The sequence below is a fragment of the Nocardia huaxiensis genome (assembly GCF_013744875.1).
GTDB classification, from domain to species: domain Bacteria; phylum Actinomycetota; class Actinomycetes; order Mycobacteriales; family Mycobacteriaceae; genus Nocardia; species Nocardia huaxiensis.
Window position 1 is genome coordinate 1,254,628 of sequence record NZ_CP059399.1, and the last position, 16,411, is coordinate 1,271,038.

General features: G+C 70.1%; 6 protein-coding genes. 5 read left to right on the forward strand and 1 reads right to left on the reverse strand.

Annotated elements, in window-relative coordinates:
* The first annotated feature begins 13 nt into the window (after positions 1 to 13).
* The 5 genes from H0264_RS05705 (at position 14) to H0264_RS05730 (ending at position 15,397) form a co-directional block, all read left to right on the forward strand.
* The gene (locus tag H0264_RS05705; protein ID WP_181582990.1) at positions 14 to 769 is read left to right on the forward strand and encodes a thioesterase II family protein; all 756 of its coding nucleotides are present in this window, start codon (positions 14 to 16) and stop codon (positions 767 to 769) included.
* Entirely contained in the window at positions 766 to 2,133 is a 1,368-nt protein-coding gene (locus H0264_RS05710) for a beta-ketoacyl [acyl carrier protein] synthase domain-containing protein (protein WP_181582991.1), read from the forward strand. Before H0264_RS05705 ends, H0264_RS05710 begins: the two co-directional genes overlap by 4 nt.
* Positions 2,126 to 5,398 carry a nocobactin polyketide synthase NbtC gene (nbtC, locus tag H0264_RS05715; RefSeq protein ID WP_181582992.1) on the forward strand — a complete coding sequence of 1,091 codons (3,273 nt, stop codon included), beginning with the start codon at positions 2,126 to 2,128 and terminating at the stop codon, positions 5,396 to 5,398. The genes H0264_RS05710 and nbtC overlap by 8 nt, the downstream gene beginning before the upstream one ends.
* Before the next feature lie 70 nt (positions 5,399 to 5,468).
* Positions 5,469 to 10,631: a non-ribosomal peptide synthetase gene (locus tag H0264_RS05720; protein WP_244976238.1), complete on the forward strand. Its 5,163-nt coding sequence runs from the start codon at positions 5,469 to 5,471 to the stop codon at positions 10,629 to 10,631.
* On the forward strand, positions 10,631 to 15,397 hold the full coding sequence (locus tag H0264_RS05730) for a non-ribosomal peptide synthetase (protein ID WP_244976110.1): 4,767 nt from the start codon (positions 10,631 to 10,633) through the stop codon (positions 15,395 to 15,397). The genes H0264_RS05720 and H0264_RS05730 overlap by 1 nt, the downstream gene beginning before the upstream one ends.
* Here H0264_RS05730 and H0264_RS05735 read toward each other — a convergent pair whose 3' ends face one another.
* A complete protein-coding gene (locus tag H0264_RS05735) occupies positions 15,398 to 16,402 on the reverse strand; it encodes a GlxA family transcriptional regulator (RefSeq protein ID WP_181582994.1) in 1,005 nt (334 codons plus the stop codon).
* Positions 16,403 to 16,411: the final 9 nt, after the last annotated feature.

Consider the following 16,411-nt stretch of genomic DNA (forward strand, 5'->3'; position numbering starts at 1 on the left):
AGAGATACGGGATATGCCACGAGAACTAGGCTGGATCAGGCAATTTCAGGCTCCCCGTACCGAAAACCTCCCACCGCTGCTGATTTTCCCGCACGCGGGCGCGGGCGCCTCGGCCTACCGGGTCTTCGCCAAGACCCTCGCCGAGCACTTCGACGCCATCGTCTTCCAGTACCCGGGCCGCCAGGATCGCGCGCGCGAGGCCGCCGCCGAAACCCTGCCCGAGCTCGCTGCGGGCGCGTTCGAGGCATTCCGGGACTCCGCGCACAACACCGGTGCGCCGATCACCGTCTTCGGCCACAGCATGGGGTCCATCGTGGCCTTCGAATTCGTCCGGCTGGCCGAGGCCGCCGGAATTCCGGTGCGCCTGCTGGCCGCCTCCTCGGCTGCCGCGCCCGCGCGCATCGCCGACCTGCCCGGCCACCCCACCGAGGACGAGGCGCTGCTGGACCACATGTCCGCGCTCAACGGCACCGGCGCGGAGGTGCTGGGCAGCCGGGACGTGCTGCGCATGGCCCTGCCCGTCATGAAGGCCGACTACCGCGCCTTCGACGCCTACTCCTGCCCGGCCGAGATCGCCCTCGACATCCCGATCGCCGTACTCGGCGGGGACGAGGACGAATTCGTGGCCCCGCGCGACCTGTACGCGTGGGAGACGCACAGCCGCGCCGGAATTCGGGTGACGCTGTTCGAGGGCGGGCACTTCTACCTCAACGATCACGTGGACGGCATCGCCGAGCTGCTCGTGGCCGAGACGAGCGCGTTCGCATGAGCGGCGCGGAAGGACTCGCCGCCGCGGAGCGCGCGGCGGCCGCGCACGGCCTTGCCCCCGCGGACGACCCGATCGTGATCGTCGGCATGGGCGTGGAAGCACCCGGCGGCATCGACACACTGAGCGATTTCTGGGCCGCGCTGGCCGAATCCCGGGAGCTGATCGGGCCTTTCCCGCGTGATCGGGAATGGCCGCTGGCGGAATTGTTCGCCCTGGACCGGCTCGAAGGCTGGAGCAAGGTTCCGGACGCGGGTGGATTCCTCACCGGTGCAACGGAATTCGATCCCCTGTTCTTCGGTATCACGCCGCGTGAAGCCGTGGCCATGGATCCGCAGCAGCGGGTCGGCATGCGGACGGCCTGGCGGGCGCTCGAGCACGCCGGGTTGAATCCCGGTGCGCTGGAGGGCGACTCGGCCGGGGTGTGGATGGGCGTCTCCATGATGGAGTACGGCCCTCGCGCCGCCTCGGTCAACGAGTACAGCGGCTATCGCGCGACCGGCACCGCCCTGGGGGCTGTCGCCGGGCGCATCTCGCACGGGCTCGGCCTGATCGGCCCGTCCATCAGCGTCGACACCGCCTGCGCGTCCTCGCTGACCGCCGTGCACCAGGCGGCCTCCGCCCTGCGCGCGGGGGAGTGCGACTGGGCGCTGGCGGGCGGCGTGTGCGTCATGGGCTCGCCGGGCGCGTTCTACGAGTTCTCCAAGAACAATGCCCTCGCCACCGACGGCCACTGCCGCTCCTATGCCGCCGACGCCTCCGGCACCCTGTGGGGTGAAGGCGCGGGTGTGGTTGTGCTGGAACGCGAGTCGCGGGCGCGTGAACTCGGCCACCGCGTCTACGGCCGTCTGCTCGGCACCCGTGTGAACCACAATGGCAAGGGCGCGCCGATCGCCGTGCCCAGCGCGAGCGCGCAGGAGCGCCTGATCCGCGACACCCTCGCCGCCTCCGGCCTCGATCCGGAGGTCATCGGCCTGGTCGAGGGGCACGGCACCGGCACCGCCGTGGGCGACCCGCTCGAATTGACCGCTCTCGCCGCCACTTACGGCGCGGGCGAGCGCAGCGACGGCCCCCTGCTGGGTTCGGTGAAGTCCAATGCCGGTCACGCCCAGGCGGCCTCCGGGCTGCTCGGCCTGATCAAGGTCCTGCTCTGCGGCCTGCACGGGCACATCGCCCCGAGCCTGCACGCCGACAATCCCACCACCGAATTCGACTGGACCACAACCGGTCTGCGCCTGGCCGCCAAGTACGAGCCGTGGGCTCCCGTGGACGGCGTCCGTTACGCCGCCGTCTCGTCCTTCGGCGTCGCGGGCACCAATGCGCACGCGATCGTCGGCATGCCGGTCCTGGAGGACTTCGATGAGTAACTACCGCCTGCCCGACGGCAGCATCCCCGTCCTGCTGTCCTCCGACACCGCCGACGGCCTGCGCGCCGAAGCGACGAACATCCTGGCCTACGTGCAGGATCGGCCCCGTGTGACGGCCGAGCGCCTGGCAGACCACCTGCTGCGCACCCGCAGCCCGCGCCGCTACCGCGCGCTTATCCTGGCGGCCGCCGACGCGGTGGACTCCGAAACCACCACCGCGCGTGCGGAATTGCTCGCGGCCCTGCAGGCTGTCGCCGACGGCAAGCCGCATCCCGCCGTCGTTGCGAGCGACGGTCCGGCCGCCGTGCGCCGGGTCGGCTTCGTCTTCCCCGGCCAGGGCAGTCAGCGTCCCGGTATGGGCAAGCTGTACTACGAGATCTCCGAGGCGTACCGGGCGCGCGTGGACGAATGCGCCGCCGTGCACCGGGAGCGTTTCGGCCACGATCAGCCGCTGCACTACCTCCTCGGCGACGAGGGGCAGTACCAGGACACGGTGTGGGAAGTGCAGCCCGCCTTGATGTTCCACATGACCGGCCTGGCCGCCATGTGGCAGGCGGCGGGCGTGGATCCGGCCGCCGTGATCGGTCACAGCCAGGGTGAGCTGGCCGCCGGCGCGGTCTCCGGCGTCATGTCGCTGCGTGATGCCGTGCTCGTGGTCACTCACCGCGCCCGTCTGGTGGAGCGCATCTCCCCGCGCGGATACTCCATGGCCGTGCTGGCCATGAACCGTGAGGACACCGAGGCGCTGCTGGCCCGCCACTCCGGCTGGGCCGAGCTGTCGGTGGTGAACGCCCCGCACATCATGGCCATCTCCGGTGATCGCGACACCATCAAGGACATGGTCGCCACCGCCACCGAGCGCGGCCAGTTCGCGCGCGAGATCGGCGTCGCCTACCCGGCGCACACCTCCATCGTGGCCGAGGTCCGGGCCGACTTCGAGGGCTTCCTCGGCAACGAGATGAGCGGCCCCACCTTCCAGTCCAGCGACATCGCCTGTTACGGAGCAACTCTCGGCGAGGCGATCACCCCGGACCTGGAGCACGAGCAGTACTGGTACTGGAACCTGCGCAACCGGGTCCGCTTCGACCGCGCCATCGTCTCCGCCGCCACCGCCGGCATCGACACTCTCATCGAGGTGGTCGAACACCCGGTTCTGCAGCTGGCCATCCAGGAGAACCTCACCCTGGTCCCGCGCGACCCGGCTCGCGGCAGCCGCGACTTCCGCGTCCTCGGCACCTCCCTCCGCACCGCCGACAGCCTGCGCGACTTCACCCGCAATCTGGCCGCCGTCGCCGTCCACGACCTGAACTACCGCTGGGAAGCCCTGCGCGTCGACATGACGACTGCCCTTCCGCTGCGCGACTTCCCGCACACGGTCACCAACCCTCGCAAGCTCTGGGCCGCAGGCGGTTACGAGCCGTCCGCGCTGGTGCCTCCGGCTCCCGCCGTGCCGAAACCGCAACGCCTGGTGGAGAAGTGGATTCCGCAGGCGAAGCGGTCCATGGTCGCGCCGCGAACCTTCGCGTTCGTCGACTTGTCGGGCGAGTGCGCCGATCTGGCCGCAGCGCTGGTCGCCGCGGCCGATCGGCACGGGGCCACCGCCACCATCCTCGATGCCGCCGCATCGCCCGCGTCGTCGGGTGCCGCGAATCCCGAAGCGCCGCAGGCGCAGTACGACACCGTTGTGATCCTCCTGCCCGCACTGCCGGAAACCGATGGTGCCGGCGCGGTTCCGGCCTTGACCGAGTTCTTCGCCGAACGGGCTTGGCTGCCTGCGGTCTCCGGGCTGCGGCCGGGTGGCGAGTGCTGGCTGGTCACCGTCGGTGGCGAGCTGGTGACCGAGCGCGATGCGCTGCCGCAGTACTTCCACGGTGGCGTGAGCGCCGGATTCCGTTCTGCCGGAGTCGAATACCCGGGCCTGATGTTCCGCCACCTCGATCTGGCGGCTGACGCGGGTGCGGCGCAGGCGGTGCGGATCATGGGTGCGCTGCACACCGCCGGTGAGGCGGAGCTGGCGCTGCGGGACGGCAAGGTGTTCGTGAAGCGGCTGGTCGCCGACGAGTCGGAGGCGGGAGCGCCCGCCGACCTCGACCACGTGCTGATCGTCGGCGGCACCGGGCAGCTCGGGCTGCGGTTCTGCGAGCACTTCGCGCACGCGGGTGCGGGGCGGATCACGCTGCTCAGCCGGTCCGGTGAAACCGCCGCTACCGCTGGGGAACTGGCGCGGCTGCGCAATGTCGGCGGTGTGGAGATCGTCGTCGCGGCGTGCGACGTGAACGATCCGGAGGCGGTTGCCCGCTTCGCCGCCGCGCAGTCGGAGCGGCCGGTGAGCCTGCTCATCCACGCGGCCGTCAACTATGTGGACGCCGAACTGGCCGACATCACCTCGGAGATGGTCGCCACGGCCGCCGCTTCGAAGATCCTCGGCTTGGATGCCGTGATCGCTGCGGTGCCGCGCACCGAGGGCTGCCGCGTCATTCTCTGCTCCTCGCTCGCCGCCACCATCGGTGGTCGCGGGCAGATCCTGTACGCGGTCACCAACCGCATGCTCGACATCACCGCCCGCCGCCTGCGCGCCGAGGGTCTCGACTGCGTCTCCATCGAATGGGGGCTGTGGAGCGTCGCCGGTCCGCTGGACGACGCCGGTTTCGCGCGCGTCGAAGGCGCGGGCGTCTACCCGATGAACGCGGCCGACGCCATCGAGGCCGGCTTCACCGGCCAGCCCACCGACTCCGTGATCCTCTCCGCCGACTGGACTTTCGTGCGGGAAATCCTGAGCGCCTTCGGCCAGGATTCGGTGCTGGCCGACGTGCCGGAAAGCCCGGTCGAAACAGCCGTCCCCGCGAACGAGCCGCCTTCGTCATCCCGGCATGCGAACGATCTGCCTTCGTCATCCCGGCACGCTTTTGGCCGGGATCCACACCCCGAGGAAGCGACCGTCGCCAGCGTGGATTCCGGCCAAAAGCACGCCGGAATGACGGGTGGTACGGCCTACCCGACCGGTTCGGGCGGTCCGGGCGTGAACGCCGATGCGCCGTTGGCCGACCGCGTCCTGCTCGAGCTCGGCCACGTCATGGGTATCGACACCGCCGACACCATCGACCGTTCGGTGCCGCTGGTCGCGCTGGGCCTGGATTCCCTGCAGGCCCTGGACTTCCGCAAGCGGGTCCGCTCCCAACTCGACCGCGATCTGCCGGTTGCCGCGATTCTCGGTGGCGCGTCGTTCGACGACGTCGTGCTGCTGATGGCTGAGAACACCAACTAGGGCTGAGGGGCCAGATTTCATGTCAGACACCGACGCCGCCGTGCGCACCACCGACTCCGCCGCCTCCGGCATGTCCGCCCTGGACCGCCGCCGCGAACTCATGCGGCGCAAGCTGGAACAGAGCGGGCTCGCCACCGCCGCTGCCGCCGCCCCCGTGCGGCGCACCGCCGCGGGGCAGCACCGCCCGCTGTCGGCCGGGCAGTCGCGCATGTGGTTCCTGCAGACCCGCGATCCGCGGGACACCACGCTGAACATCTGTGTGGCCTACCGGCTTTCGGGCGCCCTGGACGAGGCGCGGCTGCGGGATGCGGTGGCGAAGGTGATCGCGCGGCACGACGTGCTGCGCACCACCTACGGCGTCGATGCCGAAGGCGTCCCGTATCAGGTGTTCTCCGACGAGGTTTCGGTGCCGTGGCAGTCGCACGATGTCACGGATCTGCCGGAGCAGGGCCGGGCCTTGCGGGTGGAGGTGCTGGCGCGCCGCGAGTTCGGCCGCGCCTTCGACCTGAGTTCCGAACTGCCGGTGCGCTTCACGCTGGTGCGCACCGGTGCCGAGGAGCATGTGCTGCTGCTGTCCGTGCACCACATCTGCTGGGACGACGACTCCTGGGGCGTGTTCTTCACCGAGCTGAACGCCGCCTACAACGGTGCCGAAAACGCCGCTCTCGCCGCACAGTTCGTGGATGTCGAGGTGCTGGACGCCGTCGCCGAGGACGAGGCGGCCGATATCGACTACTGGCGCACCACCCTGCGCCCGCTGCCGGAACCCCTGGAACTGCCGGGCGCGGCGGCGCTCGCCCCGTCCAAGCAGGCCGGGCGCGCCACCGTCACCCTGCCCCGCGATCTGCTGGACCGCGTCGACGCTTTCGCGCGTGCGCAGGCCGCCACCCCTTTCATGGTGCTGCTGGCCGGCTATGCCGCGTTGATCGAACGCTACACGGCCGCAGGCGATTTCCTCGTCTCCATCCCGGTCACCAACCGTCGCTCGGCCGCCGCCGAACAGCTCATCGGCTACTTCGGCAACACGCTGCTGCTGCGCGAGACACTGCGCCCGGGTGAAACCTTCACCGGCCTGGTGGATTCCACCAAGCAGGTCTGCCTGAACTCCTTCGCGCACCAGGCGATCGGCATCGATCGCGTTGTGCGCGAAGTGAACCCGGATCGGGTCGCCGGTCGTGACGGCATGGATCAGCTGGTGAGCCTCGGCTTCAGCGTGCGCAAGAGCGCCGACGGGTTCGCCCTGGACGGCATCACCTCCACCCAGTTGGACGAGTTGGGCGCACCGACCGCGCAGGTGCCGCTGGCGCTCGCGGTGGTCACCGACGGGGCCGAGGGTGCGCTCGTCGAGGCCGAATACCAGGTGGACGTGCTGTCGAAGCCGCTGGTCGAGCGCATGCTGGAACACTTCGTGCGCCTGCTGGACAGCGCTTTGGCCACCCCGGCGGCCCGGATCGCCGATCTCGACATGCTCGGCGGGGACGACCGCGCCGCCATTCTCGAACTCTCGCACGGCACCCTCGTGGAGACTCCCGCCACCACCATGGTCGCGCTGTTCGAGCAGGCGGTCGCCGCCACGCCGGACGCGCTCGCCCTGGTCTCCGACGACACGACGCTGACCTACGCCGAACTCAATGCCCGCGCGAACCGCCTGGCGCACTACCTGATTCGTGATGGCGTCGGTGCCGAGGACATTGTCGGCCTGCGCATGAGCGGTTCGATCGAGTTCATCGTCGCGGTCTTCGGCGTCCTCAAGACCGGCGCCGCCTACCTGCCGATCGATCCGGCCTACCCGGACGATCGCATCGACTACCTGGTCGAGGATGCCGTCCCGCGCCTGGTGCTCGGCCGCGTCGAACTCGAGGCCGCCGAAACCGCCGCCGCGGCCCTGACCGGCACCGACCCCACCGACGCCGATCGACTACGCCCCCTGCACCCGTCGAACCTGGCGTACGTCATCTACACCTCCGGCTCCACCGGCAAGCCCAAGGGCGTGCCGGTCTCACATGCCGCCATTGCCGAGCACGTCGTGAGCTTCACCGCCGAATGGGGCATGACCGCCGAAGACCGCCTGCTGCAGTCCTCTTCGGTCTCCTTCGACGCGTCGCTGCTCGACATCTTCGTCACCCTGGCCCTGGGCGCCCGGCTCATCGTGCCGAAACCCAATGCCTTCCAGGACATTCGCTACGTCGCCGACCTCATCACCCGCCAGGGTGTGACGGTGCTGCACATGGTGCCGTCCATGCTCAGCACCTTCCTGCTGCTGCCAGAGGTGAGCGAATGGCGCAATCTGCGGCACGTCCCGGTCGGCGGTGAGGCGCTGCCCGGTGAGGTGGCCGACAAGTTCGCCGGAGTCTTCGACGCCGAACTGCGCAATCACTACGGCCCGACCGAGGCGGTGGTGTGCGCCACCCACATGCCGGTCGACGGCCCGCAGGGCACCGGCATCGTGCCCATCGGCATTCCGAACCAGAACGTCTACGCCTACGTGCTCGACGCGGCCCTGCAGCTGGTGCCCGCGGGCGTGGTCGGCGAACTGTACCTGGGCGGCGAACAGCTGGCCCGCGGCTATCTGGGCCGTCCCGGCCTGACCGCCAACCGCTTCGTCGCCGACCCCTTCACCGCCGGTGCGCGCCTGTACCGTTCCGGAGACCTGGTGCGCCGCAATGAATTCGGCGAACTCGACTTCGTGGGCCGCGCCGACGAACAGGTGAAGGTGCGCGGCTTCCGCATCGAGCTCGGCGAGGTCGAGGCCGCCCTGGCCGCGCACCCGACGGTCGGCCACTGCGTGGTCGTCGTCGCCGAGGATCCGGCCGTCGGCCCGACCCTGGCCGCCTATCTGGTGCCCGCCGCCGGCCAGTCCGTGGACGTGGAGCAGGTGCGCGCCAATGCCGCCGCCGTGCTCCCGGAATACATGCTGCCCAGCGCTTTCGCCGTCATCGACGAGATCCCGCTGACCGTCAACGGCAAGCTCGACAAGCGCGCCCTGCCCGCCCCGACCCCGGCCGTCGAGCGGCAGCACCGCGCCCCCGCCACCGCCACCGAACGCCGCATGTGCGCGATCTTCGCCCAGCTCTTCGCCCAGGAGCAGGTCGGCGCGGAGGACTCCTTCTTCGAGCTCGGCGGCCACTCGTTGCTGGCGGCCCGCCTGGTCGCCCAGATCCGCGCCGAATTCGGCGTGGAACTCGACGTCCGCGTCATCTTCGACACCCCGACCGCAGCGGGCCTGGCCGCCGGCCTGGTGCAGCAGTTCCGCGACGAGTTCGGCATCGACCTCGACGCCATGGACGACGACGAGGACGCCGAGACCGACAGCTCCGCAACCGATTCCGAGATCGCTGAGACGGTTGTCGGGACTGCCCCGGCCGGATCCGCTCGCCCGGCCCTGGCGGAAAAGGCGCGGCCGGAACAACTTCCGCTGTCGTACTCGCAGCTGGCCATGTGGTTCCAGTACCGCATGGAGGGTGCGAGCGCGGTCGGCAATCTGCCGTTCGCGGTGCGCATCGACGGTGCGCTCGACATCACGGCGCTGACCGCCGCCATCGGTGATGTGGTGGCCCGGCACGAGGCGCTGCGCACTACCTTCCCGGAAAAGGGCGGCGTCCCTCACCAGTTGGTGCACGCCACCCTGGATGTGCCGCTGGAGATCGCCGAGATCCCGGCGGAGCGGCTGGCGGACGAGCTCGCGGAGATCGGCGCGTACCGGTTCGCGGTGGAGTCCGAGGCGCTCATCCGGACGAAGCTGCTGGTGCTGGGCGAACAGTCGCATGTGCTGTCCCTGCTGGTGCATCACATCGCCGCCGACCATGCCTCGCTGGGGATTCTGCTCGGTGACCTGGTGGCCGCCTATCGCGCCCGGGTGAGCGGGCAGGCCGCCCAGTGGTCCGTGCTGCCGGTGCAGTACCCGGATTACGCGCTGTGGCAGCGGGAAGCCTTCGACGCCAATGCTTCCGGAGCGTCCGCCGCCTTCGGCGCGGCCCAGATCGACTTCTGGCGTACCGCTCTCGCCGGTGTGCCGGACGAGATCAATGTGGCGCACGACCGCGCCCGCCCGCCGGTGCTCGGCAAGCGCGGTGAGGTCGTCACCTTCACCGTGCCCGCCGACCGCCGCGCCGGTCTGGTGGCGCTCGCACAGCAGTGCGGCGCCACCGAATTCATGCTCTATCAGGCCGCCGTGGCCACCCTGCTGCACAAGCTCGGCGGCGGCAGCGACATCACGCTCGGCACCCCGGTCGCCAGCCGGGTGGACGAGGCCGTCACCGGACTGGTGGGCCTGTTCGCCAACATGGTGGTGCTGCGCAACGACCTCTCCGGCGCACTCACCCTGCGCGACACCGTGATTCGCGGCCGCAATGTGGTGCTGGACGCGCACGCGCATCAGGAGCTGCCGGTCGAACGCCTCGTGGAGGCGCTCAACCCGCCGCGCTCGCGCTCCCGGAACCCGTTGTTCCAGAGCATGCTGCACTTCCGCGGCGCGGACTGGGCCCCGGACACCATGGAGCTCGCCGGCGACACCACCGTCACCGTCCTGCCGACCGACTTCGACGTGTCGTTCCTGGATCTGAACCTGAGCCTGAACGTCACCACCGACGGCGGCATGGATGTGCGCGTGGTCGCCAATGCCGATCTGTACGAACCGGAAACGGTCCGGTTGATCGCCGACGCGCTGGCCGCGACCTTGGACGGCTATGCGACCGCACCCGACAGCGCCGTGGCCGAGTTGCGCGTACTGCCGCAGGCCGACCTGGATCGCCTGCTCGCACCCGCGTCGCTTCCCGCCGTGACAGCCCGGGCCGCCCGGACCGCCACGTCGCAGTCCGCCGGAGCGGCCGGTGCCGGGGCCGCGGTCGTGAATGGTGCTGTGGCCGTGGGAGAAGGAGCCGCCACTGCCGGTGGCACGGCGACCGAGCACACCCTCATCACCCTGCTCGAGGAACTGCTCGACATCACCGACGTCGAGGCCGAGGACAACTTCTTCGCCCTCGGCGGCGACAGCGTCATCTCCATCCAGTGGTCGGCGCGCGCCGCCGAACTCGGCCTGCCGCTCACCCCGCAGCTGATCTTCGAGCACATGACCATCGCCGAACTCGCCGCCGCGGTCGACACCGCCGCGGAAAACCCGGCCCCGCAAGCCGATTCGAGCACCCCGCCACAGGAGGAATCCGCCCCCATGAGCGCATCCGGCCTCGACGCCGACGCCCTGGCCGCCCTCACCGCTTCCTGGCAGGCGCAGTAATGACGGCGAACAGCGCGACCGCGACGCCGCAGGCCGCGCCCCCGAAGATCGTGGACGTGCTGGCGCTCAGCCCGCTCCAGGAGGGGCTGTTCTCGCTGTCCAAGCTGACCGGCGACGGCGTCGATCTGTACACCATGCAGTTCGTGGTGGACATCGACGGCCCCCTGGATACGGAACTGCTGCGCCGCAGCGCCCAGGCCATGCTGGACCGGCATCCGAACCTGCGGGCCGCGTTCTGGGATCAGAACGTCCCGCACCCGGTGCAGATCGTCCCAGAGCGGGCCGAGTTCCCGTGGAGCGAGATCACCGCCGCGCCAAGCGAATTCGACGCCATCGCCGAATCGGAGCGACGCCGCCCGTTCGAGCTCGGGCGCGGCCCGGTCATGCGCATCCTGCTCATCGGCGTGCCGGGTGAGACCCGCCGCCGCATGATCCTCACCGCGCACCACATCCTCATGGACGGCTGGGCGGTGGCGGTGTTCTTCACCGAACTGCTCGCCGTCTACCGGGCGGGCGGCTCGCTCGACGGCCTGCCCGCGCCGCGCCCCTACCGTGATTACATCGCCTGGCTCGGCCAGCAGGACAAGGCCGCCGCCACCCGGAAGTGGGTCGACTACCTGAGCGGCATCAACGGCCCGCTCATGATCGCCGACGGCACCCCGACCGCACGCGGCAGCGCGATCCCGGAGAAGACGAAACTCCTGCTGCCCGCCGCCGACACCGCCCGCGTGCAGCAGTGGGCGCGCGCCAACGGCCTCACCCTCAATACCGCCGTGCAGTTCGCCTGGACCGTGGTGCTCGGCCGCCTCACCGACCGCCGCGACGTGGTCTTCGGCACCACGATTTCCGGTCGCCCCGAACATCTTCCGGGCGTCGAGCAGATGATCGGCCTGTTCATCAACACGGTCCCCGTCGCGCACGCCATCGACCGCACCGTGAGCGTGGTCGAGCAGTGCGTCCGCCTGCAGCGCGAATCCGCCGCCATGCGCGATATCGGCTACCTCAGCCTGTCCGCCGTGCAGCGCGCCACCGGCCACGGCGCGCTCTTCGACACCTTGTTCGTGTTCGAGAACGCCCCCATCGACGACGCCATCCAGTCCGTCACCATGCCCGACGGGGCCGAATTCCGCCCCATCGAAATGGAAAGCCTCGCCCACTACCCGCTCACCGTGGTCTCCCACCTCTCCGACGGCGACCTGGTGGTGCTGGTGGAGGCGATCCCCGAAGCGCTGCCGTACTTCCCGTCCGCGGAGATCGGCGAACGCCTGCTCGCCGTTCTGCGCCAGCTCCCCGAGGTCGGCGACGCGACCCCCGACTCCCTGAACGTCCTGACCCCGGCCGAGAGCGCCGAACTCGCAGGTCCCGCAGCGCAGGCTGACGTTGCGGCTGGGCCGAACGGACCGGTCACCGCTCCGTTCGGCTCAGAAAATGCTGATATCGGAACTCTGGGGCGTCCGAATGGACCTTCTGACCTCGACGGCAAGCGTGCCGGTATTCCGAACGGAGCTGAATCAAGTCCGAACGGCGCTTCGATGTATCCGAACGGCGCTGGCTGCCTGGCGGATGAATCCGCGGCGGAGCCGGATATCGCTGCGGTGCGGTCGAATTCGGTGTGGGAGGCCTTCGAGCGGCAGGCTGCGGCGACGCCGGAGGCGGTAGCGCTGCAGACCGGTCGCGGGGAGCGCTTCACCTATCGTGAGCTGCGGGACGCGGCCGCGCGGCTGGCCGGTGAACTCGCCGAACACGGCGTCGGTCCGGAAACCGTTGTGGCGCTGGTGCTCCCGCGCACCACGGCGTCGATCATCGGTGTGCTGGGCGCTTTCGCCGCCGGTGCCGCCTATGTGCCGGTGGACATCACATTGCCGGCCGCGCGCATCGAATCGATTCTGCGGCAGTCGCAACCGGTGCTGCTGCTCACCGACAAGGCGCATCGCGGGCTGGTCGCCGAGCAATCCACGCGCGTGCTCGTACTCGACGACAGCGCTGTGGCAGAACGCGTTTCGCGCCGTGAGCCGGTGACTCCGACCGTGCTGCGGAACCGCGACCAGACCGCGTACCTGATCTTCACCTCCGGCTCCACCGGCGAGCCGAAGGGCGTCGCGGGCACCAATGCCGCGCTGCTGAGCTACTTCGCCGACCACTACCAGCGCGTCTACGCCCCTGCCATGGCGCGTCTGGGCCGCCCGCTGCGCATCGCGCACGCCTGGTCCATGAGCTTCGACGCCTCCTGGCAGCCCATGGTGGGTTTCCTTGCGGGACAGGCGATCCACCTGTTCGACGCGGAGGAGATGCGCGATGCGCACCGTCTCGTCGAGGGCATGCAGGCCCACCACATCGACATGATCGACACCACCCCGTCCATGTTCGCGCAGCTGAACGCGGCCGGTCTGGTCGACGGTGAACTGCCGGTGCTGGCCCTGGGCGGCGAGGCCATCGACGCCTCGCTGTGGGCGCGACTGCGCGCGCTCCCGGATACCGCCGTGTACAACTGCTACGGCCCCACCGAGACCACCGTCGAAGCCGTGGTCGCCCCCGTCGCCAACTTCGACACCCCGACCATCGGCACCCCGAACGCCGGAATGTCGGGCTACGTCCTGGATTCCATGCTGCGCCCGGTCCCGCGCGGGGTGATCGGCGAGCTGTACCTGTCCGGCCCCCAGCTGGCCCGCGGCTACATCGGCCGCCCCGCCACCACCGCCGACCGCTTCATCGCCGACCCGTTCTGCCCCGGCCGCCGCATGTACCGCACCGGCGACCTGGTGCGCCGCCTGCCGCACAATGGTTTCGGCTATCTCGGCCGCGCCGACGATCAGGTGAAGGTGCGCGGCTACCGCATCGAGATCGGCGAAATCGAAACGGCGCTGCGGCTTCTCCCCGGCGTTGACACCGCCGCCGTCACCGTGATCCGCAAGGCCGGCGGCGCAAGCCTCGTCGGTTTCGTTGTGGGCGAAGCGAATCGCAGCGTCGACCCGCTCCGCCTGCGCCTGGCGCTCGCGGAACGCCTGCCCGCCTACATGATTCCGGCTCGCATCCTGGTGCTCGCCAAACTGCCGACCAACAACAACGGCAAGCTGGACGGCCATGAACTGACTCGTCTTGCCGAACAAGCGCTTTCGGCCAATACCGGCGACTCCGTGCCCAGCACCCCCACCGAGAAGGCGCTCGGCGAGGTCCTCGCCGAACTGTTCGACGGCCGCGTCCCCGGCCTCGACGACGACTTCTTCGCCCTCGGCGTGGACAGCATCGTCGCCATCTCCCTGGTCAACAAGGCCCGTCGTCGCGGCCTGTCCCTGACCCCGCGCATGGTCCTGGCCACCCCCACGATCCGCGAACTGGCCGCCGCCCTCGACGCCGCCCCCGCGGCCGAAGGCGCGTCGGCCTCCGCCGACCTGGGCGAAGTCCTTCCCCTGCCGGTGGTTTCGTGGATGTACGAGTACGGCAGCTACCGCCGCTTCACCCAAACCGCCCTCCTGAGCCTGCCCGCCGGCATCACTCGCGCGCAGCTGGAGCAGACCCTGCAATCGGTCCTGGACGGCTACGACACCCTCCGCTCCCGCCTCACCGACACCCCCGACGGCCCGCGCCTGGTCACCCTCGCCCCCGGAACCGTCCGCGCCGCAGACGTTCTCACCCGCGTCGAAACCAGTGGTGGCGAGGTCGCCTCCGTGCTGCACGCGGCGGCGCGCGCGGCGAACGACGAAATCGATCCGCGCACCGGCGATATGGTGCGCGCGGCGTGGTTCCCGGGTACGGAACACGGCGAGGTGTTGCTGCTCACGGTCCACCATCTCGCGGTGGACGTGGTGTCCTGGCATCTGCTGCTCGCCGCGTTCGGCGCGGCCTGGTCGCAGCTGCGAGCCGGTGCGTCGCCGGAGGTGCTGCCCGAGGTCACCTCCTACCGCGAGTTCTCCCGCCGCATGTGGGACCGCGCCGCCGCACCCGAGGTGCTGGCCCAGCGCGACTACTGGACCAACCAGCTCACCGCCCCGGATCCCGCACTGGGACAGCGCATCCCGGACCCCCGCACCGACACCTGGTCCACCCTGCGCGTCACCACCGCGCAGACCCCGGTCCCGGTCACCAAGTGGATCCTCGCCGCCCTCACCAAGGACGAGGGCGTCCGCGAATTCCTGCTGACCGCCCTCACCATGACCCTGGCGAGCTGGCGGCGCGCGGGCGGCCACGATCCGTCGCACGGCGCGCTCATCGCCCTCGAGGGCCACGGCCGCGCCGACGCAGCGCTCGGCACCGACACCAGCAACACCCTCGGCTGGTTCACCAGCGTCTTCCCGGTCCGCCTGGGCGCAGGCGAGGTGGCAGTGGATGTCGAACGCGCGGAAGCGGATTCGCACGCCGCCCGGGCCCTCCTGGAAGCGGTGACCACCCACATCGCCACCATCCCCAACCAGGGCTCCGACTACGGCCTGCTCCGCTACGTGACCCGCACCCCGGAACTCGTTGCCGCCCAACACCCCCAGGTCGAATTCAACTACCTGGGCCGAGTGGACCTCAGCGGCCAAGACCCGGAGTCCTGGTCCCTGCACACCGGTGAACTCAACGAAGCCCTCCCGCTGGACCCGGAGCCCGACCTCCCGCTTCGCTACGCGCTGGACGTCATCGCGGGCATCGGCACCACCCCGGAAGGCCCTCGGCTCACCACCAATTGGCGCTGGAGCACAGCCCTCTTCACCGAATCCGACGCGGAGGCACTGTCCGCCCTCTGGCAGCGCGCCCTGACCGCCCTCGCCGCAGCCCTGGTCAGTTGATCACCGGGACCTGGCGGCGGCATCGCCCGAGAGCACCCCGCCACCAGGTCCCGCTCGGTGCTCGGCGGCCCGGGTGAAGGTGGCGCGGTAGGCGCTGGGCGTGATGCCGACGCGCCGGATCAGGTGCTGGCGCAGGGATTCCGAGCTGCCCAGGCCCGCGCGGCGTGCCACCTCGTCCATGGGGAGGTCCGTCACCTCCAGGAGTACGCGGGCGCGGTCCACCCGCTGATGCAGCAGCCACTGCAACGGGCTCATACCGGCTTCCGCGCGGAATCGGCGGGTCAGTGTACGAGTGCTCATGTGTGCGTGGGCGGCCAGTTCCCGCAGGGTGAGCGGTTCGTCCAACCGCTCGATCGCCCACGCCCGTGTCGGCGCCAATGAGGCGCCCTGTTCGGGTGGTAGCGGCGTCTCGACGAACTGTGCCTGCCCGCCCGGCCGCGTCGGTGCGATCACTCCCAGCCGACCGATCGTATTGGCCACGGCCGCACCATAATCCCGCCTGATCACATGCAGGCACAGGTCCAGTCCGGCCGCGACGCCCGCCGATGTGAGAATGTCGCCATCGTCCACGAAGAGCACGTCCGGTTGCAGTAGCACCCGTGGAAACCGCTCGCGCATCTCCTCGGAGAACAGCCAGTAGGTGGTGGCGGGCCGATCGTCGAGCAGTCCGGCCTGCGCGAGCACGAAGGCCCCGGTGCAGATCGATGCGACCCGCTTGCCCTGGGACGCGGAGGCGCGCAAGGCATCCAGCACCCGCTCATCCCCCTCCGCTCGCGCCCCCGTCCCCGCGACGATCACGGTATCGGCATCGTGCAATGCCTCCAGTCCCGCCGAAATCACCACGGGCACACCCTGATACGAGGGCACGATCCCGGGTTCGACCGTGCACACGACCACTTCGTAACCGGGATCACCACCGATCTGCACCGCCGGAAACAACAACTGCGGTATCGACAGATCGAAATTGGTCACCGGTGGCACGGCGAGAACAGCAACCTTGTGCATGGCCTGATC